Consider the following 26,490-nt stretch of genomic DNA (forward strand, 5'->3'; position numbering starts at 1 on the left):
CCGTCAGCAGATTGTGCTGAGAGGGCTTGAGCTTCCTTGGCGATACAACCGTTACCTGCAAACCGGCGCTTTCAGCCTTGCTTGTCAGTTGGGTGTAGAACGCCGCCGGAGCATGTCGCCCGATGGACTTGCCAAAATGTCCTTTTTGGAACGCCTTGAAGGAGTTGTCCTCCACAATGATGTGGCCTGCATGGCCGAGAAGCCAGTTGCAGACTTCACCGTGCTCGCGCTTTCGCGTGGCGGCGCAAAGACGAAGCATCTCCGCAAGTTCCGACCGGAGTTTTTCGTAGCGCTTCGAGAAACGCCACTGAAGCCTTCCGGACTTCACCTTGAAGGACTTCTTCTTTTTGCCGTGACGAACAACGTCAACAGCTTCGTAGTTGTCGGGATTCGTCGCACGGCGGCTTCGCTCCATCGCACGCTGGATTCGGCGTATGGCACGGTGATCCGTGTCCGCGCTCGGCGCAATCTGCACTTTGGCAATTGTCCCGTCCTCAGTCGCATAAGTGAGCGAACCGAGTCCCGGATCAATGGCCATGCGCAGATCCTTGCCGGCGTAGGCGTGCTTCAGGGGGCTTGACCCTTCGGCAACGAGCTGAAGGAAAAAGCGCTCCTTGCCTTTGCGCATTTCACGCACGATCCGACAGTACTTCACTTTTCTGGGCTTTGTGGGATCCGTCGGATCCTGCAAAGCCCGGGTGAGCCAGTCGTCGCGCTTGTCAACGCGAACACGGTACACGCGCTTGCAGACGGTTACGCACTGCTGATCTGCTTTCCAGATGATGCCGGTGCGATTGGTCTTCCCTTCGATCGAATGCAGTCCGCGTCGAGAACTGATGAACCTCGGAGCGCCGCCGTTGTAGAGGTGGCGTTCCACCGAGATCCACGCTCTCGAAGCGAGCTTTTGACATTCGTTGATGCCGAGTAAGTGGCCGCGTCCCGAAGCCTTGCGGTGCATGGCGACGTCGGCATGAAAGTCGTACTCGCTCAAGCGGAACCGCACGCGAAGATCGCGGAAAGCCTTGGTTCTTTCTCTGCCTTTCGGCATGGCCCTTGTGGCCTGCCACTCAGGTGTGGCACGCATCTGCAACACACGATCCCATCCACCGCCCATGACGGCGTTCTGAAGGTTGCAGCCGAAACTGAAACTCTTCCGCAGTCGACGGCGGTCTTGATCTCCGGTGATGATCGGAAGACTGATGATGAAGGATTTCGTGCTCATGGAAGTACCTTGGCACAGGGGCTGGAAAGACACACGCCTTTCATCGGGGACAACAAATAGATTGGAAGAGAGAAGTTTGCCGCGTTCCTCCATCCGAATGAATTCGGAGGCTTCCTGCGGCTGTTTCTGTGAAAAACATTTCGCCCGCCGACCTCACCGTCAGGCGGGCGAAACTTTCCGGACCAATCGAGCGGACTCAGGTAAAGCCTCAGCGGCTCCTCGTCTCGATCGCATCGATTGCGTCGATCACGGCCGAGCGGAAGCCCTTCCTTTCGAGCGCCGCAACGCCGATGATCGTCGTGCCGCCGGGCGAGCAGACGGCGTCCTTCATCGCACCGGGATGCGCGCCCGTCTCGAGCTGGAGCTTTGCGGTGCCCGCAAGCATCTGGGAGGCGAGCGAATAGGCGGCCGCGCGCGGCACGCCGTGCTTGACGGCACCGTCGGCGAGCGCCTCGATGAACATGGCGGCAAAGGCCGGACCGCAGCCCGCAAGCGTTCCCGCGGCGGACATCATCTTCTCGTCGGCGAATTCGGCAAGGCCGAGCTTCGCAAAGAGCTGCTCCACGAACGCCTCGTCGTCGAGCGTCATCGAATGACGGGCCTCGCAGATCACGATGCCCTCGTTGATGGACACGGGGGTGTTGGGAAGCGTCGAGAGATGGCGTGTGCCGGACTCGAGGATGGACTCGTAGAAGTCAAAGAGCCTGCCCACCGCCACCGAGAGGACGAGCCTGTCCTTGAGGATCCCGCGAATGGGCTTCACGACGCCCTCGACAAGATGGGGCTTCACGGCCACCACGACCACGTCGGCCCAGCGTGCGGCCTCCTCGCAGGTCGCAAAGGCCTTCATGCCGCGCGCCTTCGTGCGCGCCTCGAGCACGTCCTGACGGCGGGAGGCGGCGCCGAGCTGCTCCGGCTTCACCGCTCCCGAACGGATCCAGCCGTCGGCCATGGCCGACGCCATGTTCCCGAAGCCCAAAAACGCAATGCGCACCGTGGATAAATCAAGCATCTTTCTTCCTTCACTTTGAACGGCCCGGGACGCCTGACGGCGCCGCAAAACCGAAAACAGAATCTGATCATTATGGCGCACTTCGAAGGCGAACGGCTCAAACGCGCTCCACGCCTCATTCGACAAGAGAGGCGGGCATGCCTAAAATATCCTCCTGCAGGCGTTCCCAGAGGACGCCACGGTGATGACTTCAACCCTCAAACCACAGCCAGAAGACACAAATTGCGCAACTTTCTCAAGGAATTCCAGGCGTTCATCTCGAAGGGCAACGTCATGGATCTCGCCGTCGCCGTGATCATCGGCGCCGCCTTCTCCAACATCGTCAACTCGCTCGTCAAGGACATCGTCAACCCGATCCTCGGCGTGCTCGTCGGCCGCCCCGACTTCACGAACCTCTTCGTGGTCCTCAAGCCCGTCGAAGGCTACACGGGCCCCCAAACCTACGAGGCCCTCGTCAAGGCCGGCGCCACGGTATTCGGCTACGGCGCCTTCCTCACGGCCGTCGTGCAGTTCCTGCTGCTCGCCTTCGTGATCTTCTGGCTCATCAAGGTCGTCACGACCATCCGCAAGCGCCTCGAGGCCGAAGCCGCCAAGCTTCTCAAGGCCGAAGAGGAGAAGAAGGCCGCCGCTCCCGCCCCCGCCCCCGCGCCCACGCCCGAGGACGTCGTGCTCCTTCGCGAAATCCGCGATCTCCTCAAGAGCAGCGCCGCCTCGAACGCCGAGGTCAAGGCCGCCGTCGAAAAGCTCCAGCAGAAATAAGACCTCCGTCATCGAAAGTCACCGAAAGGCCGCATCGCAGTCGCTGCGATACGGCCTTTTTCATCCTGCAAAAATTCAAAAGGGGCCCCCGCCTCAGGCGGGAGCCCCTTTCGAATCATGGTTCGGACGTCTTCTCCGTCAGGCCTTGAGCGCCCCGGCGAGCCTGAAGAGCTGCGTGGCCGTGAGGCGCACGCCCTCGGCGCCGCTCGACATGGCTTCGCCGAGCGTCATCGGACGGCTCGTCACGGGCATCACAGCCGTGACGCCCTTCTCGTACAGGGCCTCGAGGTTCGTGCCTTCTGCGATGCCGCCTGCGAGCACGACGACGGGCGTGCCGTTCGCACGGGCCGCCACCGCACTGACGAACTTGCCGCCCGCCGTCTGGTCGTCGACCATGCCCTCGCCCGTCACGATGAGGTCCGCATCGGCCGCAAGGGCGGAGAAGTTCATCAGGTCAAGAAGCGCATCGCTGCCCGACAGAAGCCTGCCGTTGAGGAAGGCGACGACGCCCGCGCCGCAGCCGCCGGCCGCGCCCGCGCAGGGCATGTCGGCGAGCTTCGGGCCCTTGTTGCGCTCGAAGATCGTGGCCAGATGCGCCATGCCGGCCTCCATCGTCTCGACCATCTCGGGCGTGGCGCCCTTCTGGGGGCCGAAGACCCTCGCGGAGCCGTTCGGGCCGCACAGGGGATTCGTCACGTCGCACAGCGCCTCGATCCTCACGCCGCTCTCAAAGAAGAACGGATTGAGGGCGATGTGGCGGATGGCGCCGAGCGTGGCGCCCGTTGGGATGAAATTGCGGCCGTTGGGCGCCGTGAAGCGCACGCCGAGCGCAGCGGCCATGCCGCAGCCCGCGTCCGTCGTGCAGCTGCCGCCGAGGGTGATCACGATGCGGCGGTGGCCCGCATTGAGCGCCTCGCCGATGAGCTGGCCCGCGCCGAAGGTCGTCGTGTTGGCGGCGGAGAAGCCGGGCAGCCTGTGCTGCAGGCCCGCAGCCTCCGCGAGCTCCACATAGGCCGTGTCGCCCGCGCTCAGATAGCGCGCGCTCACGGGCTGGCCGCAGGGGCCGGTCACGCTGTGCACCACGAAGGAGCCGCCGATGGAGTTGCGGATGACGTCGAGCGTGCCCTCGCCGCCGTCGGCGGCCGGGATGGACGTCACCTGCGCGTCCGGCATGACGTCGAGCGCCGTCTTCTTCATGATGGCGCAGAGACGGGCGGAGGAAAGGCTCCCCTTGAAGGAGTCGGGAATCAGCAGAATTTTCACGATCAGGTTCCGTAGCGAGAAGTCGGCCGGCGGCCTTCGTGCTCGTCCAGAGCCCCATCGCCGGCCTCATCCGCACGCGTCGGACGGCGTGCGGGAAAAAAGTCCCTACATCATATCGATTTTGCGTGCGTTTTGTACGATTCACGCCCGCAGGGATACATCTGCTCGCCTTTTGTCCGCACGCTCCGCGCGCCCCTATGAACCGCATCCATCCCGTCTGGCATGCACCTCGTCCGCCACGCCGAAACGGTAGTCGTCGAACACCTCCGCCGTCGACGGAAGCACCCACCTGCCCGAGGCATCCCGCTTCCCCGCCTCCGCGAGCCTTGCCCCGTTCGCACCGAGCGTCCAGACGCGTGAGCTGCGCATCTGCGCGCAAAGGCAGGTCTTCTCCCGGATGCCGTCCTGCGCCGTTCCCGCAGCCTCGGCCTCGCGCCAGGCCCTGAGATACGCGCAGCCGCCGTGATCAAGCATGTACCCGTAGGCCGCGCACTGCGGCTTGAGCGCGGCGTTGATCGCGGGACTCGACTTGAGCATCCTCATCGGATAACCCGTCGGCGAAATGCCGTTGACCTCGATGTCCTCCGCCCGCGCGTCGAAGTAGCGCTGCTTGACGGCGTCGGGCAGCCCCGACTCCCTCGTCACCGCAAAGCGCGTCGCGGCCTGAATGCCGTCCGCGCCCGCCTCCGTGATCATCCGCACACCGTCCGTCCCCGTGAAGACGCCGCCCGCCGCGATCACGGGAATCCGAAGCGCATTCTCATGCAGCCAACCCTTCACGTCCCGCACGATGTCGGCAAGCGAAAAGCGCTGCCAGTCCGCTCCGAAGCCCAGATGCCCGCCCGCGAGCGGGCCCTCGACCACGACGTAGTCAGGCAGGCGCCCCGTCTTCGCGGACTTCCTCATGAAGAGATTGAGTGCCCGGCGGCTCGAAACCACCACCCCGAGACACGCATCGCGAAACCTCGGATGCCCGCTCATGAGCGCAAAGGATCCCGCATGCAGGCCCGCCGAAAGGCTGATCCCGTCGACGCCCGCATCAAGCGCCCCGAGAAGGCGGGCCCTCAGGGTTTCGAGCGAGGCGTTCATCGTGAGCTTCTCCATGATGTTGACGTGAATTCGCCCCTCGCCCGTCCTGCCCTCCATCACGCGCCCGAGATAGAGCTTCGCGGCCTCGCGGATCTTCTCCACGGGAAAGTGAAACCCGGCCTCGCCCGTCGTGCGCTCGAGCGCCTTGCAGGCAAGCGCCTTCATGCGCGTGAAGCCCGTCCCGAAAAGACGGTCCGCAAGGTCCGGCACCATCGCGTCCGAGACGTGCCCGATGCCACCGCGCGCGGCCACGGCCTGCGCCATTTCGGCGGTCGAAATGTTCACGCCCATCCCTCCCTGCATGATCGGAACCAAACTTCTCCCCTTGAGCTCAAGGCGAAAGTCGTCAAGTCGAAGGTCTTCGAGGCTTTTCATCTATGATGTCCTTTTCGTGCTTGCGTGCAAAGGCACGGCGCCCGTGCATCGCGTCCGAAAAGTCTGCCCGCGGAACCCTCTCCTCCCCGTCGCCCCATTCTCCGTGCAAACCCCTAGGAACAACCGTCCCCATTATCCCGTCACCCTCGAAACGGCTGCAGCACAATCATGTCAAAACTGCCCGACATGAAGGCTTGTCCGAACAGCCTACCCTTGAGGCGTCATCCGCCTGCATACCGTCAGAAAATGACGACGGGCCCGGAATCGCATGGATTTCGGGCCCGTTGGGCTCTGCATGGATGCAGATGCGCGCCAAAGCGCGCATACCTCTTCAGATGATCATCATTCCATCGGCACAGTCGGCTTCTTCGGAACCTTGCAGCCGAGGATTTCCTTCGTCAGGTCGTTCCAGCGGTAGAGCGTGCCGCCGAATTCCTTCCGGAAGGCAACGGCGGCCTCTTCGGTGCTGAAGGAGGCGAGCGACTTGCCCATCGTGGCCTTGCGGCTCGAGCCCTGGACGTACCAGGCGGTCTTGGCGTCGATGAAGGTGGCGTCAGGATGCTCCCAGTCGTTGCCGACCATGTCGTTGACCCAGATGCCCGCGATCTTGTCGGACTCGCCGCGGCGAAGCAGCGTGCAGGTCATGCACTTCGTGCTGCAGAACTTGTAGACGTGACCGCTCTTCGTCACGATCTCGGCCTTCGGGCCGGGATACTTCGTGATCCACATGTCGCAGCTGTGGCACTGGTCCTGATCGGTGATCGGCTGCGTGCCGTTGTCGGCGGCAACGGTGCCGAAGGAAAGGCACAGAGCGGCGGCGACGCCGGCAAGCCTTGCGGTGAAGTTCATTTCGATTTCTCCCTGTGCGGCCCGTCTGGTCTGAGTGTCAGCGCACACCGCCGGGGGGCGTGCGGAGGCGTCACGGCGTCCGGCCGCAGGACGCTCGTTGTCTATAAGTCGCAGACATTATAGTTCACCCAATCCTGTCGAACGTTTCAATTCATTACGTTCGACTTTACCGAACACTTCGTTCGCCCACGCCTCCAGGGAGGCCCTTCGGACCTCCGTCAGCTCATCGTTCACTGCATGGAGAAGAAGAGCATCAGGATGATCTGGCCTGAGATGATGCGCAGGAACATCGCGAGCGGGTAGACGGTCGAGTAGGCGAGCACGGCAAGGCCGCGTTCGGAGAGGCTGTTGACGAAGCTGAGCGCCGAGCTGCTCGTCGAGGCGCCTGCGATGAGGCCCGCGATCGTATGGAAGTTGAGCCGCATGAAGCGACGCGCGACGACGGCCATGACGGCCATGGGCACGACGCTGATCACGAGGCCGAGCGCCATGTAGACCCAGCCGATGCCGCTCACGAAGGCCTCGATGAACATGTCGCCTGCGGCCAGGCCCGTGCTTGCGAGGAAGAACGTGAGGCCCCACTCCCTGAGCATCAGGTTGGCGGAGACGGTCGTGTACGTGACGAGATGAAAGCGCGGGCCGTAGTAGCTCAGCAGGATGGCCGCGATGAGCGGGCCGCCCGCAAGACCGAGCTTGATCTCGGTGGGCATGCCCGGAAAGGCGATCGGAACGCTGCCCAGAACGAGGCCGAGCGCGATGCCGATGAAGATCGCGAAGACGTTGGGCCTCTCAAGCCGCTTCTCCTGATTGCCCATCATGGCCGCCAGACGCGCCACTGCGTTGGCCGGACCCACGCAGTTGAGCGTGTCGCCGATCTGCAGGCGCAGCGTGTTGTAGGGAAAGAGCACGACGCCCGAGCGGTTGACGCGCGTGATGTTCACGCCGTCCATTCGCGAGAGGTGCAGGTCCTCGATGAGCGCGCCGTTGACCTCCTCGCGCGTGACGCTGATGAGGCGGGAGACGAGCGGCGAGTGCGCGGTCGCAAGGTCGATCTTCGTGTCCTCCTCGCCGCAGAAGGCGACGATCGCCTCCTTGTCGCGCGGGCCCGCCACGATGCGCAGCTTGTCGCCCTCGTGCACGACCGTGTCGGCCGTCGGACTCGTGATCACGCCGTCGTGCAGAATGCGCGAGCAGATGAAGTTGCGGCCCACGAGAGAGCGGATCTCGCGCAGCGTATGATTGTCGAGCGCATGGTTCGAGAGCGTCACGTGAAAGTAGATCGGCGTCTGGGCGCGCTTCTTCTGCGCCTCCTCCCAGAGCATCTCCTCGTGCTTGACGTCGATCCCGAAGACCTTCCTCACGAAGAGAAGCGTCAGAATGACGCCGATGATCGACACGGGATAGGCGCAGGCATAACCCACGGTGATGTCGCCCTTGTACCCCATGGCTGCGAGCGCCTCCTGCGTCGCGCCCAGACCGGGCGTGCTCGTCACGGCGCCGAAGTGCACGCCGAGGAGCTGCGGCAGAGCCAGCGCGCCGTCCGAAGCCGCCCAGATCCCGACCGTCAGAAGCAGGCTCACGCCCACCGACAGGCACATCAGCCCGTTGAGCCCCCAGCCGCTGTTTCTCAGGGTCGAGAAGAACGACGGGCCCACCTGCAGGCCGATGAAGAAGACGAAGAGGACCAGGCCGAAGTTGCGGAAGAACGAAATGATCGAGGGGTCGACGTCAACGCCCAGATAGCGCGCAAAAAGGCCGAGAAAAAGCACGCAGGTGACGCCGACCGAGACGCCGAAGAACCTGAAGCGCCCGATCCAGAGACCCGCCGCAATGATGAGCGAATACGCGAGAAGCGCGTGCGTGAAGGAGCCCGAGTCGGTAAGAAGAGCTTGAAGCCAGCCCATGACAGAAATTTCCGGAAGTTTGAATCCGCAACCAATTGCAATCCGTCATTGTAGTTCAGGGCGCCCCCGAGCCGCCACACGGGCGGCCCCTGCGCTCCTGCGCTTAGGGCTTCCGGGCCACGATGCAGAAGCTCGTCGTCACCTGCGCCTCTCCGCCGCCCGTCGCCACCGTCCTGCGGTCCTCGCTCGCAACGCGCACCTCGGCGCCGAGCGACTCGAGCACCTCGACGTCCCACGCGGGACGTTCGATGCGCGACAGCGGCAGATCGCGCGCAATCCTGTCGATGCGCTCGCTGCTCACGCCCCTCATGTACCTCGCCGCATGCCCCGGCGCGGGCGCGGACCTCAGCGCCCAGAGCGCATAGCGCTCGTCAAAGAGATGCAGATAATGATTGCCGTCGATCACAAGAAGCCTGCCGCCCGGCTTCAGAAGACTCATCCAGCGCCTGTACGCCTCGGCGGGCGCAGGCAGGTTCCAGAGCACGCACCGCGAGACGATCAGGTCCAGCGACGACGGCTCCATCCCGGGATCCGTCACGTCGCCCAGCCTGAAGTCCGCCTCAAGCCCGCGGCTCTTCGCGTTCGCCCCCGCGTGCTCGAGCATCTCGGGCGACAGGTCCATGCCCGTCACCCTGCAGCCGAGTCTCGCCAGCACGATGCTGAAGATCCCCGGACCGCAGCCCGCATCAAGCGCCCGCATCCCGGGCTTCGCCCCGAGCTCCGTCCTGAACAGGTGCTCAAGCACAAGCCCCGTCCCTCCGTCAAGCTCATCGCAGTTGTGAAGCGAATAGCCTTCCGCGCGTGTGTCCCAGTAGTCGCGCACGTCGTCCGAGAGTGTCACGGCGCATCTCCTTTCTTCGTTCTGTTGTCGTGCGTATCGCCTTCACGCTCAAGCCTCCCCGTGCATCGTCGGGTGGCATCAGGCGTATGAAGAGTTTGGATTTCGTATGATACTCCCAAACTCCGCCACACCGCTCCTGGCCGGCGGTACTACGACGATCGGGCTAGCGACTCCGCTCGATCGAAAGCGTTGCCTGAAAAACGTCCCGCCCGATCTTTTCTGATAAAGTTCGACTCTCGGGTTAACCCGACCACGCCTGACGACCTTCGCAAAAGCTTCCGAGCGACCGCCGCGCCTCTCCGGCGCTTCCGGCCGTCCCGCGCAGCCGGGCGCAAGTTCAGAACAACAGGCACCATGTTTATTCGCGCACTCATCTTTTTCTTCGGGCTTCTGATGCTCTCGACGGGCATCTCGGTCATCACGCACGCCGGTCTCGGCACAGGCACCATCAGCTCCGTGGCCCTGGTCCTCTCCAAGGCCCTTCCGCTCTCGATGGGCTTCTTCGTCTTCCTCACGAACGTCTTCTTCTTCGTGCTCCAGACGGCGGTCGATCCGTCACGGTTTCTCGTGAAGCTCGTCAAGCAGATTCCGATCTGCTTCGTCTTCGGCCTCTTCTTCGACGCGGCCTATGCGCTCACGTCCTTCGTCGCGCCCGCCGCCTACCTCGAGCAGCTTGCGACGGTCTTCATCGGCACGGTCTTCAACGGCATGGGCATTGCGGGCATGGTCTTCGCGCGTCTGGCGATCCTGCCGCCCGAAGGTCTCGTCATCAGCATCATCAGGCGCTGGGGCGGCTCCTTCGGCAACCTGCGCACCGGCATCGACGTCTTCCTCGTCATCGCGGCCACCTCGCTCTCCTGCCTTCTCCTCGGCTCGATCGAGGGCGTGCGCGAGGGCACGCTCGTCGCCGCCGTCTGCGGCGGGCAGTTCGCCAAGGTCTTTCTCAAGGTCCTCGGCCGCCTCTTCCCGGCCCACCGCCCCGTCGACTGACGCACGACGCCCCGCCACCTACCTCGCAAGCACCGTCCTCAGGCGCTCAAGCACGCCTGCAATGGGATCGGCCTCCGAGAGCGCATTGACGCGCTCAAGCACCATGTCGGGCACGGGCAGGACGTCCGGGGCCGACGCATTGAAGAACGACCCCTCCTGCGTGCGGTCGTTCGCAACGCTGCCGCAGTAGAGCCAGAGGCCCGCATACACGTCGTCCTTTCTCACCGTCCCGAGCGAGGTCAGGTACTTGAAGGCCTGCTGCATCGCATGGTGCCGCAGCACCGTTCCCACGGTCGAGTACTTGCTGTCCATGACCGCCCAGGCCGTCCTGCCTCCGCTCTCGAGCGAAATCAGGAAGTCGGGCGAATACCAGGCCCTGTCCGTCTCCCTCAGCGTGTCGGCAGCCTCCGCATTGAGGGGCCTCACGGACCAGCGTGTCGTCCTCGCAAGTCCGATGCCGTTCTCGGGCTCAACATTTCCCGCCGCCAGCACGGGCTGGTACCAGAGCCTCACGATCTCCTCGTTCCCTCCGTCGTCTTCCTTCCTCCTGAAGATGAAGGTGTTGAGAAGGGCCGCGGCCGCATTGTCCGCATAAAGCGGACCCGCTCCCGCATACTCGTGCCTCTTCGCCTCCACGCTCGTCCAGCCCCTGCGCTCAAGGCCGCCGAGAAGTGAAACGAGCGAAAAGTACTCGTAGAGCCTCGGACTCGTCACGCTCGCAAGCCTGCTCACGAGCTTCTCGGCCTCGACGGGCCTGAGCTCGAACCACTCGCGCATCAGCTCGTAGACGAGCCTGTACTGGGACGTCTCGATGAAATGCCTCGCGGGCGCGGGCAGCCTGTTCACGGGCTCGGGCGTCACGCCGAGCGCGTCCCGGTAGAGCTCCGCAATGCGCGAGAACACGATGCCGTAGCCCCTCAGGACGTCAGCCTCCGAACTCACGATGCGCACGGCGGCCATGCGGCCGATGGTCCCCGCGTCAAGAGGTCCCGCGCCGACGCGCACCGCGTCCTCGAACGCCTGCGCCAGACGCCTCGTCTCCGACGCAAGATGCAGCGGAAAGCCTGCCACCACGCGGTTTTCATAAAGGTCCCTGCTCAGCTCGGACGTGCGCACGAGCGCATGAGCGGGCATCCAGTTCGCGCCCCGCATGCGGATGCCGTGTCCCGGCGCCACTCTCTGCCACTCGTGCGGATGCGAGGCCATCCAGCGCGCGGCCTCGGGCGTCATGTCGCGCATGCGCTCGATGCTCATGCGTCTGGCAGTGGAGGCGAGCCTGCACTTGGGATCCTCGCGGAAATACGGATACTGCCTCTCGTAGAGAGACGACAGACGCTCGAGCACGCCCAGAAGAATCGTCGCCCGTCCTGACGGCATCGCCCCCGAAGAGCCTCTCCACGTGCTCCGCCACGCTCTCGCTCATCCTGAGCAGATTGTCCGAGGCAAGCCCCGGCTTGAGAATGATGCGAAGCGGCTCGGCATGGAAGAAGCTGCACGCCTGAGGTCCCATGCTCACGAGCACCTCGAGCTTCGCCACGCCGATCATGTTGTCGAAGGGAAGCGGATCCTGCAGCTCGAGGTGTACGCAGTCCTCCTCGCGATACTGGTCGCCCGCGAGCACCTCGCCGCCCATCCTGACGGTGACGGCAGCCCTCGGCGGAAGGCCCGAAACCTCAAGCGACACGGGCACACCCGCCTCCACGGCGGGCTGCCCCGACCAGTCTCCGATCAGGGGCTCAGCCTCATGAAGCGGCAACGGCACGGGGGCCGCGCCCTCGGGGCGGACCGTGAGCACGAGCGTTCCCGCCTGCACGCCCGCACCTGCATCTTCAGCAGTCATGGCCACCTCCGTCAGAAGAAGCGGTAGCAGTCCATGGCCTCGTCGCCCTGACGCAGAATGCGGTCGACGACCTCGACGGACCTCGACAGTCCGAGCGACTCAAGACCGCTCCTGAACTCCACGAGCTTCTCGCGGTAGGCGGCGCCCGTGCCCGTGATGCGCGGCAGGCACTTCTGCATCACCGCAAAGTCGGCCGCATCAAGCCAGGCGGGCTTGTCCCCGTCCGCAAAGATCGAGGACGCCGCGCCCACGTATCCGTTCATCTGGCGGATCGAGCGGGGCGAGAGCCTGATGCCTAAGCCTTCGAGCATGGGCATCAGCCTGTCGTGCAGGTCCGAGAGCTCGCGCGCGTTCTTCGAAACGGCCTTCGCCCCGAAGTAGGCCTGAAGCTCCTTCCAGGACACGGGTCCCACGACCTTCGCGGGGCTCGTGTTTTCAATGCAATCGACGACGGGCAGCGTCACGACGGCTGCACGGTCGATGAGGCGCGGCGAGAGCGTCTCGGTCGTACTGTCGTTGTTGATGGTCGCCATGAAGCGCAGCGTCTCGGGCACCTTCGTCGGCGCCTTGTCCCAGAGCGTCACGATGCCGGACGACGTCTGCTCGTCGCACAGACGCATCCAGTCGGACCAGTAGTACTCCATCGGCGAGAGGTTCGCCTCGTCAAGCAGCATCATCGCGGGATAGACCGACCCCGATGCGCTCCTCTCCTCCGCATCAAGCGTGCGGAGCAGGTCCCATCTGGCGGGATCCGAAGACTCGAACCTGTTCGTGATCGGATTCCAGTAGCCCACGAAGTCGCGCTTCGACGTCCAGCCGTACTCGACCGGCACGTGCACGAAGCGTCCGGCGGAAAGACCCGCACGCTCGTCGGACGACAGCAGGTTGTCGAAGGCGTCCAGACCCAGCGTCCTCGCCAGAATGTGGCAGATCGAGGTCTTGCCCGAGCCGGGCTCGCCCGAGAGCACCGTGAGGAAGTTCTGCGCCCAACAGATGTAGAGGTTGAGCACCGTGTTCTCATCGTAGCGTCGAACCTCCTGCACGGACCTGACGAGCGCATCGGCCAGCTCGCGTCCCCTGAGCTTCGCGGGCCTGACGCCGCAGACGGCCTGCGCGAGCCTTTCGCGACGGCTCCTGTCATCGTCCTCAGTCCAGGCGTCGAGCGCCCTCACGAGGGACTCGGGCATCAGCTCGCCGTCGGCTCCGTGCGTGCGCTCACAGATTCTTTTCGACTCCTCGAGAAGCTTCGTGTGCAGGTTTTCGAGCCTGCGGTAATTCTCGCGACGCTTCTCAAGCATCCCGTCCAGCTTGAGAAGCTGCTCGATCACGTCCTTCTTTGCATCCAGAAGACAGGACGCGAGGGCCTTCCTCCGGAGCTCCGCGTCGAGCTCCTTCTTGCTTATCTCGAGACTGGCGTACTTGCGAGTGAGCTCGTCCCTCTTGCCTTCCTGCACTCGGATGTTTTCGCTGAGCGTCTTCTCCTCGGCCTTCAGGCGCTCGACCCTCACGCCCACGAGAGTCTTTGCGGAGATCTTGTCGATCAGCTTGTCACCGACCGCCACGCGCGAGATCACGGCGTCAATCATGGCGTCGTTGCCGGCCCTGATCTCGTCGAGCACGAAGTTCGCGACATGCTCCTTCACCTCCTCCTTGTACTGCAGGCGGCGCATCACGTTTCTGGCGCGGGCAAGGCGACCGGCCGTCACGTCCGGCTCCACGTCCTCGAAGGCCTCGGGAGACTGGAGCCGGTCCCTGATGTAGGCGGCACGCACAGCAGACTTCTCAAGAAGGCGCCTGAGCAGATCCGCGTCACTCCAGACGTCGACCGAAACCGCATCCATGAAGGCCGTCTTCGCGCAGCGCACGCCCACGTGCACGGGCTGGCCGGCGCCCTCCCACCTGACGTACTCGCGAACCTCCTCGACCTTGTCGGCCTTGATCCTGAAGGCGGACACGAGCCCCTTGTTGACGGTGCCGGAGAACGTGACGTAGTTCTTACCGCGGTTGTCTCTCTTCAGGCGCAGAGGACCGTAGAAACAGTCCTTGTACTCGAGCAGCACGAACTCGTTGGCAACCTTCATCTCGCCTTCCAGATCCTCAGAATCCGTCACGCTGACGGGAATCATCGTCGAGGTGAAGTCGATGCGGTCTAGGTCCTCGGCGGGCTTCACGACAAGATGAATGCCGAAATCAGACGCGCTGAAGAAGCGCTTGCTGCTCGTGATCCTCGAGAAGTCGACGAACTTGCAGAAATCGGAGCGCACGCGGCCGTTTTCGTCGAAGTTCTGCATCAGATCCGACGGGTACAGGTCAATGACGTAAAAGGCGCCTTCCTTGATCTGGTTGCGGCCCGCCGACTTCAGGTTGAAGGCACCGTAGGAGGGGAAAAGCTGCTTGGCCTCCGACTCGAGCGCGCCGAAGCGGTCCTTGTACCACTCGGCGAGAACATAGAAGTTGAAGAAGTTTCCGCCACTCGTGCGGATGTAGCCCAGATAACGGGTCACGCCTCGCGGCAAGGGCGGCACGGTGACGGAGAAGTCTCGCGGAAAGACGGTGCTCGCCTTCGCCCCTTCAGCGGGCACAGGCACGACGGGTGCAGGTACGACGGGGGCAGGCTCGGCGGCAGACTCGGCAACCTTCGCGGCCTCGACGCCGGGGACTTCGTCCCCCGTCTGCGCAGGAGCCTCCCGAGCCCCCTCAGTCTCGGACGCACCGGCAGGGACGGCCTCAGCCGGGGCCTGCTCCTGCGAGGGCTTTTCGGACTTCTCGCCTGCGGACGCCTCTTCGCCTTCAGGATCGCCGTCCTTCCCCTCGTACAGGCTCGGATCAAAGCTGATGGAGAGAGTGGTCTGCGAGTTCGCGCCAAACTCCCTGCAGTAGCGTTCAAGGAAGGCCTTTGCGTACCACGACAGTCCGAATCCGCAGATGTAGATGATGAGCATGGCAAATGCCCTGCGGTCATAAGGAGTGCCGTCGATCTCCTCATGAAAGGCCCTCATCGCCTCCTTCGACTTCTCGTGTGTCGCAGCAGCCTCCACGCGTCTGAAAAAGGCCTCGGGCGTCTTGTCCTCAGACAGCCCCGGATAGTCAAGCGCATGCATCTTCTCCGTGTTGGCGGCTGTCATCAGCGGCAGGGAGCCCAACCCTGCACGATGGGCCGGCCCCGCCACAAGCATCTCGAGAAGACTCTTGTCCTTCTCAAACCAAGAGCCTTTCAGCGTGCGTTTTCCCAGAACATGCTTGAGCCTCTTGGTGAGGTAGTCCCTCTCCTCAGCCTTCAAATGTCTGAAAGCCCAACTCAGCATCTCAGCTTCTGCCAGCCATCCTTCCTTGCCCGGTCCAAACATGCCCATATTCTTACCTCTATATCAAAAAAATTGCGAAGCTCGCGCAATCCTGAAAGGATTTTATAGAGTGGTACGAGATGGTGCATGCTTCGCACGGGAGACGGGCGCGGCGAATCGGGATTCTGGCATGGAAAAAAACGGCCGCCCGCTTCACCCGGCCTGCAATCTGTGGCAAAATAACGCCTTTCACGCTTTTCAAGGCTTCCGCCTTGAGGGGCGCCAGGCAAGATAGAGGCGCAGGGACTGCATCAGTAGACGGCCGAGGAGGTATCCGAGGACGCCGCTCGAAAGGGCAGCCTGCCGAAATGACGCCGCGGACACGCGGCGGCCATTGGTGACGCGGAGAACATCCGCCTCACTCCCGCCGATCCGCGGCGGAGGAGCTGTCGCTGACCGTTCGGTCGCTTTTCGACAGTGCGGCCGGCAGGCCCGCACCCGGAAAAGTTCGCCCGGACATCTGCTGCAAGCCCGCAAGGCCCCGCCGGCCGCTGCAGGTTCGCTCCGTGTCCTCCCTCCTGCGAACGCATTTCTTTCCGGAGATTCCTACCCACATGTCCGACACTACCACCGGCTCCAACACCGGACTGCGCCGAGACCTCAAGGCGCGTCACATCACGATGATCGCCGTCGGCGGCTCCATCGGCACGGGACTTTTCGTGGCGTCCGGCGCGACGATCGCCCAGGCCGGTCCCGGCAGCGCCCTGCTCGCCTACTCGATCATCGGCCTCATGGTCTACTTCCTGATGACGAGCCTCGGCGAACTCGCCGCCTACGAACCCGTGGCCGGCTCGTTCTCCACCTACGGCCGCCGCTACGTCGACGAAGGCTTCGGCTTCGCCCTCGGCTGGAACTACTGCTACAACTGGGCCATTACGGTCGCAGTCGACCTTGTGGCCGCCCAGCTCGTCATGGGCTGGTGGTTCCCCGACGTGCCCGGAACACTCTGGAGCGCACTTTTCCTCGCGTTCATATTCACGCTCAACTACATATCCGTAAAAGGCTTCGGCGAGACGGAATACTGGTTCGCGCTCCTCAAGGTCGTAACCGTGATCCTCTTCATCTGCACGGGCTTCGCGATGATCTTCGGAATCCTCTCGGGCGACACGCCTGCGGGCTTCGAGAACTGGGCGATCGGCGACGCGCCCTTCGTGGGCGGCCTTCCCGCCCTGATCGGCGTCGCCATGGTGGTGGGCTTCTCCTTCCAGGGAACCGAGCTCATCGGCATCGCCGCTGGCGAAACCGAGCATCCCGAGAAGAACATTCCCAAGGCCGTCCGACAGGTCTTCTGGCGAATCCTGCTCTTCTACATCCTCTCGATCTTCGTCATCAGCCTGATCATTCCGTACACCGACCCGCGCCTTCTCAGGAACGACGTGGCCGACATCGCCGTAAGCCCCTTCACGCTCGTCTTCGAGCACGCGGGCCTGCTCTCGGCCGCCGCGCTCATGAACGCCGTGATCCTCACCTCGGTGCTCTCCGCTGGCAACTCTGGCCTCTACGCCTCCACGCGCATGCTCTTCGTGCTCGCGCACCAGGGTTCGGCCCCGAAGATCTTCGGCAAGCTCTCCGCCTCCGGCGTCCCGCGCAACGCGCTCTTCGCCACGACGGCGGTCGCGGGCCTGTGCTTCCTGACGTCCCTCTTTGACAACCAGTCCGTCTACCTCTGGCTGCTCAACACCTCGGGCATGAGCGGCTTCATCGCCTGGCTCGGCATCGCCATCAGCCACTACCGCTTCCGCCGCGGCTACGTGATGAACGGCTACGACGTCAACAAGCTGCCCTACAAGTCGTCCTTCTTCCCGTTCGGACCGATGTTCGCCTTCGCGCTCTGCATGATCATCATGCTCGGCCAGAACTACCAGGCCTTCCTCGCGGGCACGATCGACTGGGCGGGCGTGGTCGCCACCTACATCGGCATCCCGCTCTTCCTCGCCATCTGGCTCGGCTACAAGCTCATCACGGGCTGCCGCTTCGTGCGCTACAGCGACATGAAGTTCCCGGAAAAGTACCGCTAGGAAACTTCACTGACAACGGGCGGCCCGCTTCCATCAAAGCGGCCGCCCGCAGGCTTCACTCCTCCTGGCTCTTCCCATCTGCGGCCTGCGCAGAAATCGTTCCAACCAGTTGCAGCCTCGTCATGGACGTCAGTCGACTACCTGCCTCTCTTCCCGCCTTCTGCATCAGGACGTATCCGGGTGCCCCTCTCTTCGATCTCACGATCTGCATGCCCGACTCTCCGTCGCTTCGTCGACGGGGTCATCGAGCTGCATTATCCGGATGCGCACTATCCGCGGATTCATCGGCAAACCCGGCAGGTCTTCAAGGTGGTGGGGGCGATCTTTCCCAAGCAGGGAAAGCGCGGGCGGTGGTCGAGCAACCAGCAACCTTGAATGCGCAGGCGGGAGGATCGGGCGCGCAATGCTAGAATTTCCGCCTCCTCAAAGGAAGTTCCATGTCAAAAAAGCCTAGCCCCAAAAAGAAGTACGGTCCGCGCGCAGTAGCTGTTCCGCATTATCTCAACAGCCTCACCTCCGATGTAGATCGGAGCCATGACGCCCGCGACGAGAATCGCGTCTTTCTTCTCCAAGTTGCCAACCGAACTGTCGAGAAGAAAGATCTCGCCATGTACGGTCGGATCATGCAGATAACTTGGGTTCTTGCCGCGAAGATGGAACGCGCGAAGGAACTTCGCCAATGTCTCTACAACGGCCTCGTAGCCATCGGATGTTACATTGCGGAGAAGCCAAAGATTCCGTTCGACGACAAGATGTTCGAGGAGCTCTCACTGGCAACGGAAGTCGCGCGAGATATTCTGGAGAACTCGGGCGAGATTGAGCGCGCGCAGGCTGGTGCGGCTGTCTTTTCGGGGCGTGTGAAGTTCGAGTCGGAGGCGGACAAAATCACGGGGTGGGAGATGGTGTTGCGTTGAGAAACAGGAAAAGGAAAGGCAGGCATGAAGAGGCGCTCTCGTATTGCAATGCAATACGCTTTAGATTTTGACATCCTCCCGCGTATTGATACGCCGGGAGGATGTCAAAAGCATCTCGGCTTTCGCTGATGCAAAGTAGGAGATCCGCCAATGCTCTTTTTCGAAATCGAACAGCTTCATTAAGAAAACGGTCGCCCCTCCAAACGGAAGGGCGGCCTAACTATTTCATGGCGTGCAGGACTCACTTGACGCCGTTGATGCGCTGGATGAACCCGACGAAGCAGCCAAAGCCGATCGGGAGCGACGTCTCATCCTGAATGCAGAAGTCCCCTCGATGATGACCGGGATGGTTGCATCCGTAGTAGAAGAACACCGCCTTGCCGCCATGTTCCTGAACGCGACGGATCAGCATCGTGCAGTCTTCACTGCCGATTTTGGCATTCATGTCGACGACGCTGTCGACGCCAGGAACTTGAGCTGCGACTTCCTTGACAATGGAAACAGCTTCTTCGTCGCCTCGGTAGGTCACGGCCTCGCCCATGCGGGTGAGTTCGTAGTCGACGCCGTAAGCTGCGGCAAGCCCCTTGACCGTCATCTCAACGTTGGCTGCCATGTAGTCGTTGATTTCCGTCGATTCGCCGCGCACTTCGAGCTGCATGAAGGCGTTTTCGGCAATGATGTTTCGACCTGTGCCGGATTCGAACCGACCGATCTGCACGCGGGTGATGCCTTGGCTGTGCCCGGGCAATGATCCGAGCGACATGCAGGTCGCGGCGCCGCACATCAGCGCGCTGCGGCCCTTTTCGGGAGAACCGGCCGCAGCGGCAAGACCGTGGTAGCGGAGGTCGAACTTCGTCGTGGCAAGATAGCCGAAATGAGAGACGCCGACTTGACCGAGACGCGCGGAGCAGCCGATGTGGGCGCCAGCAAACCAGTTGACGTCGTCGACGATGCCTTTGGCTGCCATTGCCGCAGCGCCGCGCACGCCTTCTTCGGCAGGCTGGAAGAGAATCTTGACAGTGCCGCAGAGCTTCTCACGGTTTTCCGAGAGCCAGCGGGCGGCGGCAAGGCCCACGGCCGTATGACCGTCATGACCGCAGGCATGCGAGAAGCCGGGATAGACCGAACGATAGTTGCCGGCATTGGCCTCATGAGCCGGATCGTTGCTTTCTTCGATGGGGAGGCAGTCGATGTCAACACGGATGCCGGTCACGGGGCCCGGACGGCCCGTATTGAGAACGGCCATGGCGCCCGTGTAGCCGCCCAAGTGTCCGAGGAAGTCGGCGGGTACGCCGTGCTCAAGCGCCCGCTTTTTAGCCTTCTCAACCAGATCAGCATTACGGCCCATGACGGCGGAGGGTTCGATGACGTCGATGCCGGCCTTCCACTCGAGACCGAGCGCCTTGAGGCGTTGCACGATGAACCACGTCGTTTCGAATTCGCACCAACCTTCTTCAGGGTGGGCGTGAAGATGGCGACGGTCAGCAATGAGTTGTTCTTGAAGAGTCAATTTTGTCATGACGATTCCCTGAAGTATCAAAGGTCGAAGATGAAGCCGAGAAGGATGACGTTAATGATCATCGGGATGGCCATGCGCTTCGAAACCTCAAGCGGAGAGGCCTTGATCATGCCGGCGATGACGAGTGTGGCACCGGCGATCGGCGAACACATGCGGCCCAAGGCGCCTGACAAGGCGGCCACAATGCCGAGGTTGGGAATCTGCATGCCGAATTCGGCGGCATAGGGCGTCACGGCCTGATTAAAGGCGTGGCCTGCGGCGTCACCCGAACCGGTGAGAACGCCCATCAGGAAGGGACCGAAGTTGGCGGCGTAGCCAGCGATCTCGCGAGAGTTCTTGAGCGTTTCGATGAGGGCGTCAATCACGCCTGCCGCACGAAGACCACCTGCAAAGCAGCCGGCCGCGATGATGATGCCCATGATGTTGGCATAGCCCTTGCCCATGCCGTTGAAAAATTCTTTTGTGACCTGTTGAGGATCAGCTCGGGAAACAAGGAACGTGAAGATCACGCCGTAGATCATGGCTTCGGCAATCGACATCTTGAAAATCGGCAGAACCGTGGCGCCCAAAAACAGGATGATGATCGGAAGCACGGGGGCCAACGCCATCAAGATGTTCGGACGTTCGGGCAGCTCGCCGCGGGCGTCGGAAGCCACCTCAAGCGATTCGCCTTCTTCACCGGCTTTTGCCTTCTTGTAGTCGCGGAAGACGAAAACCATGGCCGTCACAAGCAGAATGTTGAGCGCGCAGAGCGTCAGGATTTTCGGGGCGAACTCAACGATGAGGTCCATGACTTCCATGTTGGAGATCTTGGCAACCCAGACGTTGTGGCTCGAACCCGGGCTGAGGGAGGACGGAATGATCGAGCCGATAATGGCCGCACCGGCAATGGCGGGCTTGAAGCCTGCGCGAACCATGAGCGGAATCATCGTGGGACCCAGAGCAGCCGCACAGCCGGCGGCGGACGGAATGGCGATGGCGACGCAGGAGGCAATGAGCATGCAGAAGGGGAGGAGGAAGATGCCCAGACGCCCGAGCGGCTTCACCATCAGGCCGACGAAGTGCACGTCGCAACGCGTGATGGCGATGACGGCGGCAAAGCCCATCGATGAGCAAATGGCCGTGATGAGCGACTTGTTCGTCATGTTGGCGACGAAGGCACCGAGGGCGGTTTGTGGCGAAAGAGCGAAGAGCGCCATCACCAAGCCGGCGACGAAGAGCACAAGGCGCGTTTCGATGCGCTTGAGAAGCGCGGCGATTGTGAGCAGGACGATAAAGCCTGCCATCCAGATAGTCCAGGTCATGCTTTAATCCCCATGGTTCTGAAGTGAGAGAGGGTGCCGTACTTGCAGACGAGAAGTGCGTACTCGTCAGGGTCATAGAAGCGGCACTTGCCGGCGGTGAAGCTTTGCGCAACCTCAATCGAGAAGCGGACGGCTTCGTCGACGTCCGCAACATGTGTGGCGCCCGTCGCGCAACCGGCAACTTGAGATTGCGTCGTGATGGCAACGCCGATGCAGGGACTCGTCGTCGCGACGCTCGGCTGCAGAATCGAATTGATGTGGTAAATATTATTCCCGTACGGGGTAATATCCTGTTGTGCAAGCGGCAGAACCTTCGGCAGGCATCCCGTGGTAGATTCGAGAATGGAGAGCAGATCTTCGCTCGTCCTCAACAGGTAGCCATCCTTGACGGTCGGCGTAATGGCGATGCCGCGTGCGTTGAGAATGCGATTGCCTTTGGTTGTATCGATGCTCAGCAGCGCATCCATGGCCGGATCGACTTCTTCGGCATTGCATTGCGCGCTCGTGACGGGCGAGTCCATGAAGGGCACGGGTTCGTGCGGACGAGTGGGGGCGTTGGGACATACATGAGTTCGAATCATGACGTCGCCCTCCAGAATGTCGCCGCGTACGTGCATCTGGCCGAGCTTGGCGGCAATGGTCAGGGCGGCAAGCGCGCCGTCCCCGTCGGACGTGAAGCCGATGAGAGCCGGACGAGCGCCGAGCCCGCCGAGACGGCCGACAATGCCGAGGGTCGGAGCATTGCCTCCGGCAGTCTTGCCGTTTCGACCGGGAATGAGGACGTTGACAAAGTCCGTGGTTTTTCCGTTCGTGCCGATGGTTTTCGTTGCGGCGTCCCGAACGCCCCAGTCTTTGAGTCGGGTAACGACGGATTCGCCCGTGACACGCGGGTCGTCAAGCAAGTCCAACAGATCCAACAAGATTTTCATTGTGTTCGCCCTCCTTGGGTATGGCTGTAGGAACAATTCTGTTCCTTCGGACTGGGTTGGAGTAGCACCATGCCGAGGAGTATTATTAAGTATTCTCAAGAGGAATAATCCGGCATGAAACTACCGTTTTTCAACGAGTCTCTCAATGCTTTTCTGGCGGTTGCGGCCGAGAGAAGCTTTTCTGCGGCCGCAAAGAAGCTGGGCGTGACCCAGTCTGCGGTCACGAAAGCCGTGGCGCGGCTGGAAAAGGAGCTTGAGGTGGAGCTCTTTGATCGCGGCTGTCGACCGGTCATGTTGACGGAAGAGGCCATGTTGCTCCTCAAGGATGTGCTTGCCTGTCAACATACGCTCGAAAATACAGCCGAATTCATGCAGTCTCGGTCGAACTTGAAGCCTGTTTACCGAATCGGAGTCATCGAAGGATTGTCGAAAAGCCTGATGCCGCAACTGATCAAGGCGCTACAGTCCGAGGCGTCGGAAATCGTGACACAGATCGGCACATCGCTTGTGCTCGTTGAAAAGTTGGTGAGGAATGAGCTCGACTTCGCCTTCACGAGTGCCGCCTACGACGAAGTGCGCGGCTTGTACCGGACAAAGCTCTTCGAAGAAGAATCGATTGTTTTGATGCCCAAGGCCATGGCCGCCAAGCGAGATTCGTGGACGTGGTCCCAGTTGCAGCTTTGCGGCATTCCTTTTCTTCATTTTGCGCGCGAAGGCGGCGTGGGCAGAATCAACGATGCCTATCTCAGTCTTCAGAACATCAAGACGCCCAATCGCATCGAGGTCGACTCGACGGGCATCATGACGTCCCTCATTGCGCAGGGCATGGGGTGGACGGTCGGCAGTCCGCTCACATTGGTGCAGAACTTCGATTTGATTGACGAGATCGCTGCGATTCCGACCCCGCCTCCGGGGCTTCAGAGATCGCTTTTTCTAGTCTGTCGCGATGACAGGAGTGAAGAGAGTCGCCGGAAGTTCATTCGGCTTGCCCAAGAGATGATGAACGCCCATGTGGTGCCGCTCTTTGACGAGGTGAAGCGCCGAGTGGGATGTTGAGGGCGGGCTTTTCGGGGAAAGCAGGGTTTGCACAAAAACAGCCGCAGGCAGCCCCCGAATTCGCGGGGTGGGATGCGGCCGATGTTGCGCAACCGATGTAGCCGGAATCAAGGAAGACCATCTTCTCAAGGCCCTTCAGAAGATCGCCCTGAGTAATGTCATGTTCATTAGCCGGTGCGGCGACCGTGCCGTAGATGATCCCGGATTCGGAGCAGGCAGCAATGTGCTCCTTCATTCCGAAATGCCAGGTGTTGGCCTTCTTGCCCGAAGCCATCTCAGGATCTCGGGCGTGAGCCTTGTTCTTTGTTGACGACGGTGCTTCGATAAAGGTGCCGTCTGCTGCCACCATTTCAAAAGAACAGGCCCCGGCTTCTGCGACCAGACTTACCGTGCGCTCGAGTAATTTTTGCGCCAACCCTGTTGCTCAATGAAATGCCGGAAGCGCAGTATCGTCGAATCTGAGATGAACTGATGCGTGCTGGACACGCGACAGAAGCTACGGGCCACCATGTCGCTCGCCAAATATGACTCCATCTCAAGATCAGACAGATTGAGAGAGACCTGAAGCAGGTGAACGCGAACCATTGCTTCAAGGCGCGTATACGGCCTTCCATGATTGGCTTTGATGTGATAGAGGGGCAGGCAAAGTTGGATCAATTCGTTGATTACGTCATCTGTCAAGCGATCCATGGCATTCACGCGACGATCAGCATGAATCCGACGAATCTGAAGGAATTTTTCAGCCTCAATGTCAGCAAAGCTCAATTGGGCATTGAACAGCTCTTCTCATAGGACGTCTAGATTGCAAACGCTATCATAGTAGCATCTTACTATTGTGTTGGCAAAAAAAACAGCACATTCTGGCGTCGTTAAGAAAAGCCGAACGGAACAATTTTGTTCCATCCGGCTTGGCAACGGGGGTTTTTGAAGAGCTTCCTTAACACGCTTGTGCGAATCGGAAAAAAACGAGAATGCCTTCTGGGAGTGGATTATTCCAATAACGGATATTATCCCAAGGCTTGTCAATTGTATAGGACGGGTATTTTTATCTGAAGAGTGGAAATTCACTTTTCAATAATTCATCTTGGAATGAATTTTGCCCTTTATCAAGGGTTTCACGATGAATTGTAATTGCAGTTTCACCATTATTTCAAAAAGCGTCGAGAACCTTTTTGAGAAAATCTTTTTCTTCCGGCGTAGCCCAGAATTGGAAACGATTCAGACCTTCGACTTGGCGCCGTTTGGTAAAGGCTTCTTGTCTGGCACGGTTCTTTTCGGACATGGCGGCTGGGTAAAAGCGTTAGAGATAACGCCATTGTAGCCGATGACGGCCTCCAAGGGTCAGAAATAACTGTCTACAAATCTGCTTGAATTGCCTGTCTCTCTAGCGTCTAGGCGTTATCTCTACATGACCGATCTACGCTGCGGCGCACACTGCGCATGCAACATTTTCATCCATTGGGTTTCGGTGTAGCATATCGTAGAAAAGATGATCGCCTGAACCGTACTCAATACTATACAGTTGTTGCCGAGCTAACGCTCGGCCCGCTATCCATCCCCACCCAACGCGACGCATTGGATGGGGAATTCCGCGGAAGTTGTTAAATCGATATACAATCATCTTACTAATCGTCACGTTCGATTAGCTATCCGAAAAGGAGCAGTTCAGAGGTCCCCGACCAAGCGGGACTTTTCCACCGGCCGAAAAAGGTATCCTCTGACAATCCCGTACCGACATGCCGACACTTCCATCACGATGCCATCCCTTTTGCACCCCCTCGCCATCACAAGCATGTGTCTCATCCCGGCAGCACACGCCGCCCTGCCGCTAGACGACCCTGCGCTCGCCGAGGATCTCAAGACCTACATCGCCTCCCTCGACCCAACGAAGCCCGAGGACTGCATCGGCTTCGTCAACAGGCATCTGTCGGACATCCTTTACACCCGCTTCACGCACAAGTCCGTGCTCGAGGACGAGCTCGCCCGCATGAAGAGCACTCACGCAACGGCCTGCCTCAGGAACAAGACGCTCAAGGGCATCTCGAAGGAGGAGATCCGCAGGCTCGAGGTGGCCGAGCGCGCCTCCCCGTGGTGGGAGCGCTCGGGATGGGCGACGAAGGACAAGCAGTCTCTTCTGAGGCTTTCCCCCGACGGCATCAAGGATGCTGTCCCCGATGTCGATCCGGCGCTCGCCGCGAATCCGCAGCCGATCGAATCCGCCTCCGAGCCCGAAACACCCCCGGCGTCCGCCGGGCCCACTCCGTCAGAAGCGCCGGTCGCGCCTCCGGCCGCATCCTGTGATCCGCTTCAGGATGCAGGCTGGTGCGATCTTTCCGCACCTCGCTCCTGAGCGTCTCCGTGTTGCAGTTGCCCAGCCCGTTCAGGCGAGTACCACGCAAAACCTTCAGCCGTGCGGGAGAAGTCCTTCTGCTTGATTGGAATAGCTGTCTTTTTAGTAGCCGGCTAAGTATTAACGAAAAGAAAGGTTCATCTCGGAAGTCCGTGGAACGCGGCCTTGACTTTTAAGAAAAAGTACAGATCGTCTCGGAAGCCATAAGCTCGTCGCTTAATTTGCTTGATTTTATTGTTGACACCTTCAAGTACAGAGGTGTTGATCTTAAAGTCCGCGGCTGCAATGATGCCCTGCACATAGCCCCTGAGGTTCTTGCCGAAATCTACCAAGGGCTTGATCCTGCTGTGAGTGGCTCGGTGAATCCAGTCCATAACCAAAGCAATTGCTTGTCCGCGTGTTCCAAAACTCTAGAGATGTCGAAGCTCGTCTCCCATGAGATAGCATTTGAGCAACGGCGTATTAAGTTTCGAAAGCTCCGCCAGTTTTGTATGCTCCTTCTCCGAGAGATTTTCAGGGCGCTTGTACAAGAGGTACCGGGAGCTCTTCACGACTTTTCTTAACCAAGGCGCATGCCTGAGGGAATTGGCCGCGTCCACCCTGACTCTGTCGATCACCTTCCTGCCGAAGTTGGACAGGACATGAAACAAGTCGTAGACAACCACGCCGTTGGGACAGTTCTCTTTCACCTCAAGGTCGAAGGTAGAGTTTTGATCCATGGCAACAGCTCTTATTCCAGCCTTTTGCTCTGGCGTAAGTAAGCTAAAGAACTTTCGAAGCGTAGCTCTGGAGCGACCACGATCAAGCCAAAGGACTTTCTTCGTATCAATGGAGTACACAACTGTGGCGTAACGATGCCCGCGATGAATGGCGAATTCATCCACAGCCAAGCGGCGAGAGTTATCCCAATGG

21 protein-coding genes, 1 pseudogene and 1 riboswitch are annotated in these 26,490 nt (G+C 61.0%); of the genes and pseudogenes, 6 read left to right on the forward strand and 16 right to left on the reverse strand.

The genetic code is table 11. From position 1 onward, the window contains the following. Both HMPREF9465_RS13370 and proC read right to left on the reverse strand, forming a co-directional pair. On the reverse strand, window positions 1-1,315 hold a 1,315-nt coding region (locus HMPREF9465_RS13370; RefSeq protein ID WP_231289340.1), incomplete at its 3' end, for a hypothetical protein. Window positions 1,316-1,430: 115 nt separating this feature from the next. Next, entirely contained in the window at window positions 1,431-2,234 is an 804-nt protein-coding gene (proC, locus tag HMPREF9465_RS04400) for a pyrroline-5-carboxylate reductase (protein WP_005434475.1), read from the reverse strand. A gap of 222 nt (window positions 2,235-2,456) precedes the next feature. Here proC and mscL point away from each other — a divergent pair, with 222 nt between their 5' ends. Continuing rightward, entirely contained in the window at window positions 2,457-2,993 is a 537-nt protein-coding gene (gene mscL, locus HMPREF9465_RS04405; protein ID WP_005434476.1) for a large conductance mechanosensitive channel protein MscL, read from the forward strand. A gap of 138 nt (window positions 2,994-3,131) precedes the next feature. Here mscL and HMPREF9465_RS04410 read toward each other — a convergent pair whose 3' ends face one another. From HMPREF9465_RS04410 to HMPREF9465_RS04430, 5 genes are all read right to left on the reverse strand, one after another. Then, a complete protein-coding gene (locus HMPREF9465_RS04410) occupies window positions 3,132-4,256 on the reverse strand; it encodes a glycerate kinase (RefSeq protein WP_005434479.1) in 1,125 nt (374 codons plus the stop codon). A 195-nt stretch (window positions 4,257-4,451) separates the two neighbouring features. Beyond that, a complete protein-coding gene (locus tag HMPREF9465_RS04415) occupies window positions 4,452-5,720 on the reverse strand; it encodes a nitronate monooxygenase (protein WP_005434481.1) in 1,269 nt (422 codons plus the stop codon). 342 nt (window positions 5,721-6,062) lie between these two features. Next, window positions 6,063-6,569, reverse strand: coding sequence for a nitrous oxide reductase accessory protein NosL (locus HMPREF9465_RS04420; RefSeq protein WP_005434483.1), 507 nt, complete (start codon window positions 6,567-6,569; stop codon window positions 6,063-6,065). 230 nt (window positions 6,570-6,799) lie between these two features. Next, window positions 6,800-8,473, reverse strand: a complete 1,674-nt coding sequence (locus HMPREF9465_RS04425) for a putative transporter (protein WP_005434486.1) — start codon at window positions 8,471-8,473, stop codon at window positions 6,800-6,802. A 103-nt stretch (window positions 8,474-8,576) separates the two neighbouring features. After that, a complete protein-coding gene (locus tag HMPREF9465_RS04430) occupies window positions 8,577-9,314 on the reverse strand; it encodes a class I SAM-dependent methyltransferase (RefSeq protein WP_005434488.1) in 738 nt (245 codons plus the stop codon). 354 nt (window positions 9,315-9,668) lie between these two features. Here HMPREF9465_RS04430 and HMPREF9465_RS04435 point away from each other — a divergent pair, with 354 nt between their 5' ends. Further along, complete coding sequence (locus HMPREF9465_RS04435) at window positions 9,669-10,304, forward strand: YczE/YyaS/YitT family protein (protein WP_005434490.1); 636 nt, start codon at window positions 9,669-9,671, stop codon at window positions 10,302-10,304. Window positions 10,305-10,322: 18 nt separating this feature from the next. Here the strand turns inward: HMPREF9465_RS04435 and HMPREF9465_RS04440 are convergent, their stop codons facing one another. Continuing rightward, window positions 10,323-11,543 (reverse strand): hypothetical protein, encoded by a 1,221-nt coding sequence (locus HMPREF9465_RS04440; protein ID WP_231289341.1) that lies wholly within the window; start codon window positions 11,541-11,543, stop codon window positions 10,323-10,325. A gap of 612 nt (window positions 11,544-12,155) precedes the next feature. Further along, window positions 12,156-15,449, reverse strand: coding sequence for a hypothetical protein (locus tag HMPREF9465_RS04450; RefSeq protein WP_147645229.1), 3,294 nt, complete (start codon window positions 15,447-15,449; stop codon window positions 12,156-12,158). Between the two features lie 263 nt (window positions 15,450-15,712). Beyond that, window positions 15,713-15,885, forward strand: a riboswitch (Lysine riboswitch). 157 nt (window positions 15,886-16,042) lie between these two features. Between HMPREF9465_RS04450 and HMPREF9465_RS04455 the strand changes: the two genes are divergently transcribed. Then, complete coding sequence (locus HMPREF9465_RS04455; protein WP_005434496.1) at window positions 16,043-17,506, forward strand: amino acid permease; 1,464 nt, start codon at window positions 16,043-16,045, stop codon at window positions 17,504-17,506. A 437-nt stretch (window positions 17,507-17,943) separates the two neighbouring features. Beyond that, window positions 17,944-18,420, forward strand: coding sequence for a hypothetical protein (locus HMPREF9465_RS04460; protein ID WP_005434498.1), 477 nt, complete (start codon window positions 17,944-17,946; stop codon window positions 18,418-18,420). Between the two features lie 241 nt (window positions 18,421-18,661). Here the strand turns inward: HMPREF9465_RS04460 and HMPREF9465_RS04465 are convergent, their stop codons facing one another. Genes HMPREF9465_RS04465 through HMPREF9465_RS04475 form a run of 3 tightly spaced genes read right to left on the reverse strand, consistent with a single transcriptional unit; the run spans window position 18,662 to window position 22,172 of the window. Further along, entirely contained in the window at window positions 18,662-19,939 is a 1,278-nt protein-coding gene (locus HMPREF9465_RS04465) for an amidohydrolase (RefSeq protein WP_005434500.1), read from the reverse strand. Between the two features lie 17 nt (window positions 19,940-19,956). Next, window positions 19,957-21,243, reverse strand: coding sequence for a C4-dicarboxylate transporter DcuC (dcuC, locus tag HMPREF9465_RS04470; RefSeq protein ID WP_005434503.1), 1,287 nt, complete (start codon window positions 21,241-21,243; stop codon window positions 19,957-19,959). Next, window positions 21,240-22,172, reverse strand: a complete 933-nt coding sequence (locus HMPREF9465_RS04475) for a DUF1177 domain-containing protein (RefSeq protein WP_005434504.1) — start codon at window positions 22,170-22,172, stop codon at window positions 21,240-21,242. Before HMPREF9465_RS04475 ends, dcuC begins: the two co-directional genes overlap by 4 nt. A 114-nt stretch (window positions 22,173-22,286) precedes the next feature. Here HMPREF9465_RS04475 and HMPREF9465_RS04480 point away from each other — a divergent pair, with 114 nt between their 5' ends. Beyond that, on the forward strand, window positions 22,287-23,228 hold the full coding sequence (locus HMPREF9465_RS04480) for a LysR family transcriptional regulator (RefSeq protein WP_005434506.1): 942 nt from the start codon (window positions 22,287-22,289) through the stop codon (window positions 23,226-23,228). Here HMPREF9465_RS04480 and HMPREF9465_RS12700 read toward each other — a convergent pair. From HMPREF9465_RS12700 to HMPREF9465_RS13880, 3 genes are all read right to left on the reverse strand, one after another. Continuing rightward, window positions 23,149-23,643 carry a transposase gene (locus tag HMPREF9465_RS12700; RefSeq protein ID WP_147645230.1) on the reverse strand — a complete coding sequence of 165 codons (495 nt, stop codon included), beginning with the start codon at window positions 23,641-23,643 and terminating at the stop codon, window positions 23,149-23,151. The two genes, HMPREF9465_RS04480 and HMPREF9465_RS12700, sit on opposite strands and share 80 nt — an antisense overlap. Further along, window positions 23,613-23,993, reverse strand: a complete 381-nt coding sequence (locus HMPREF9465_RS12705; protein ID WP_081579422.1) for a transposase — start codon at window positions 23,991-23,993, stop codon at window positions 23,613-23,615. Before HMPREF9465_RS12705 ends, HMPREF9465_RS12700 begins: the two co-directional genes overlap by 31 nt. A 385-nt stretch (window positions 23,994-24,378) precedes the next feature. Next, on the reverse strand, window positions 24,379-24,510 hold the full coding sequence (locus HMPREF9465_RS13880) for a hypothetical protein (RefSeq protein ID WP_269208162.1): 132 nt from the start codon (window positions 24,508-24,510) through the stop codon (window positions 24,379-24,381). Between the two features lie 510 nt (window positions 24,511-25,020). On the opposite strand from HMPREF9465_RS13880, the gene HMPREF9465_RS04500 reads away from it, so the two are divergent. After that, a complete protein-coding gene (locus HMPREF9465_RS04500; RefSeq protein WP_038006530.1) occupies window positions 25,021-25,578 on the forward strand; it encodes an SPOR domain-containing protein in 558 nt (185 codons plus the stop codon). Between the two features lie 137 nt (window positions 25,579-25,715). Here HMPREF9465_RS04500 and HMPREF9465_RS13630 read toward each other — a convergent pair. After that, window positions 25,716-26,462: pseudogene (locus tag HMPREF9465_RS13630) on the reverse strand (ISL3 family transposase). Between the last annotated feature and the right edge of the window lie 28 nt (window positions 26,463-26,490).

The sequence above is a fragment of the Sutterella wadsworthensis 2_1_59BFAA genome (assembly GCF_000297775.1).
GTDB lineage: Bacteria > Pseudomonadota > Gammaproteobacteria > Burkholderiales > Burkholderiaceae_F > Sutterella > Sutterella wadsworthensis_A.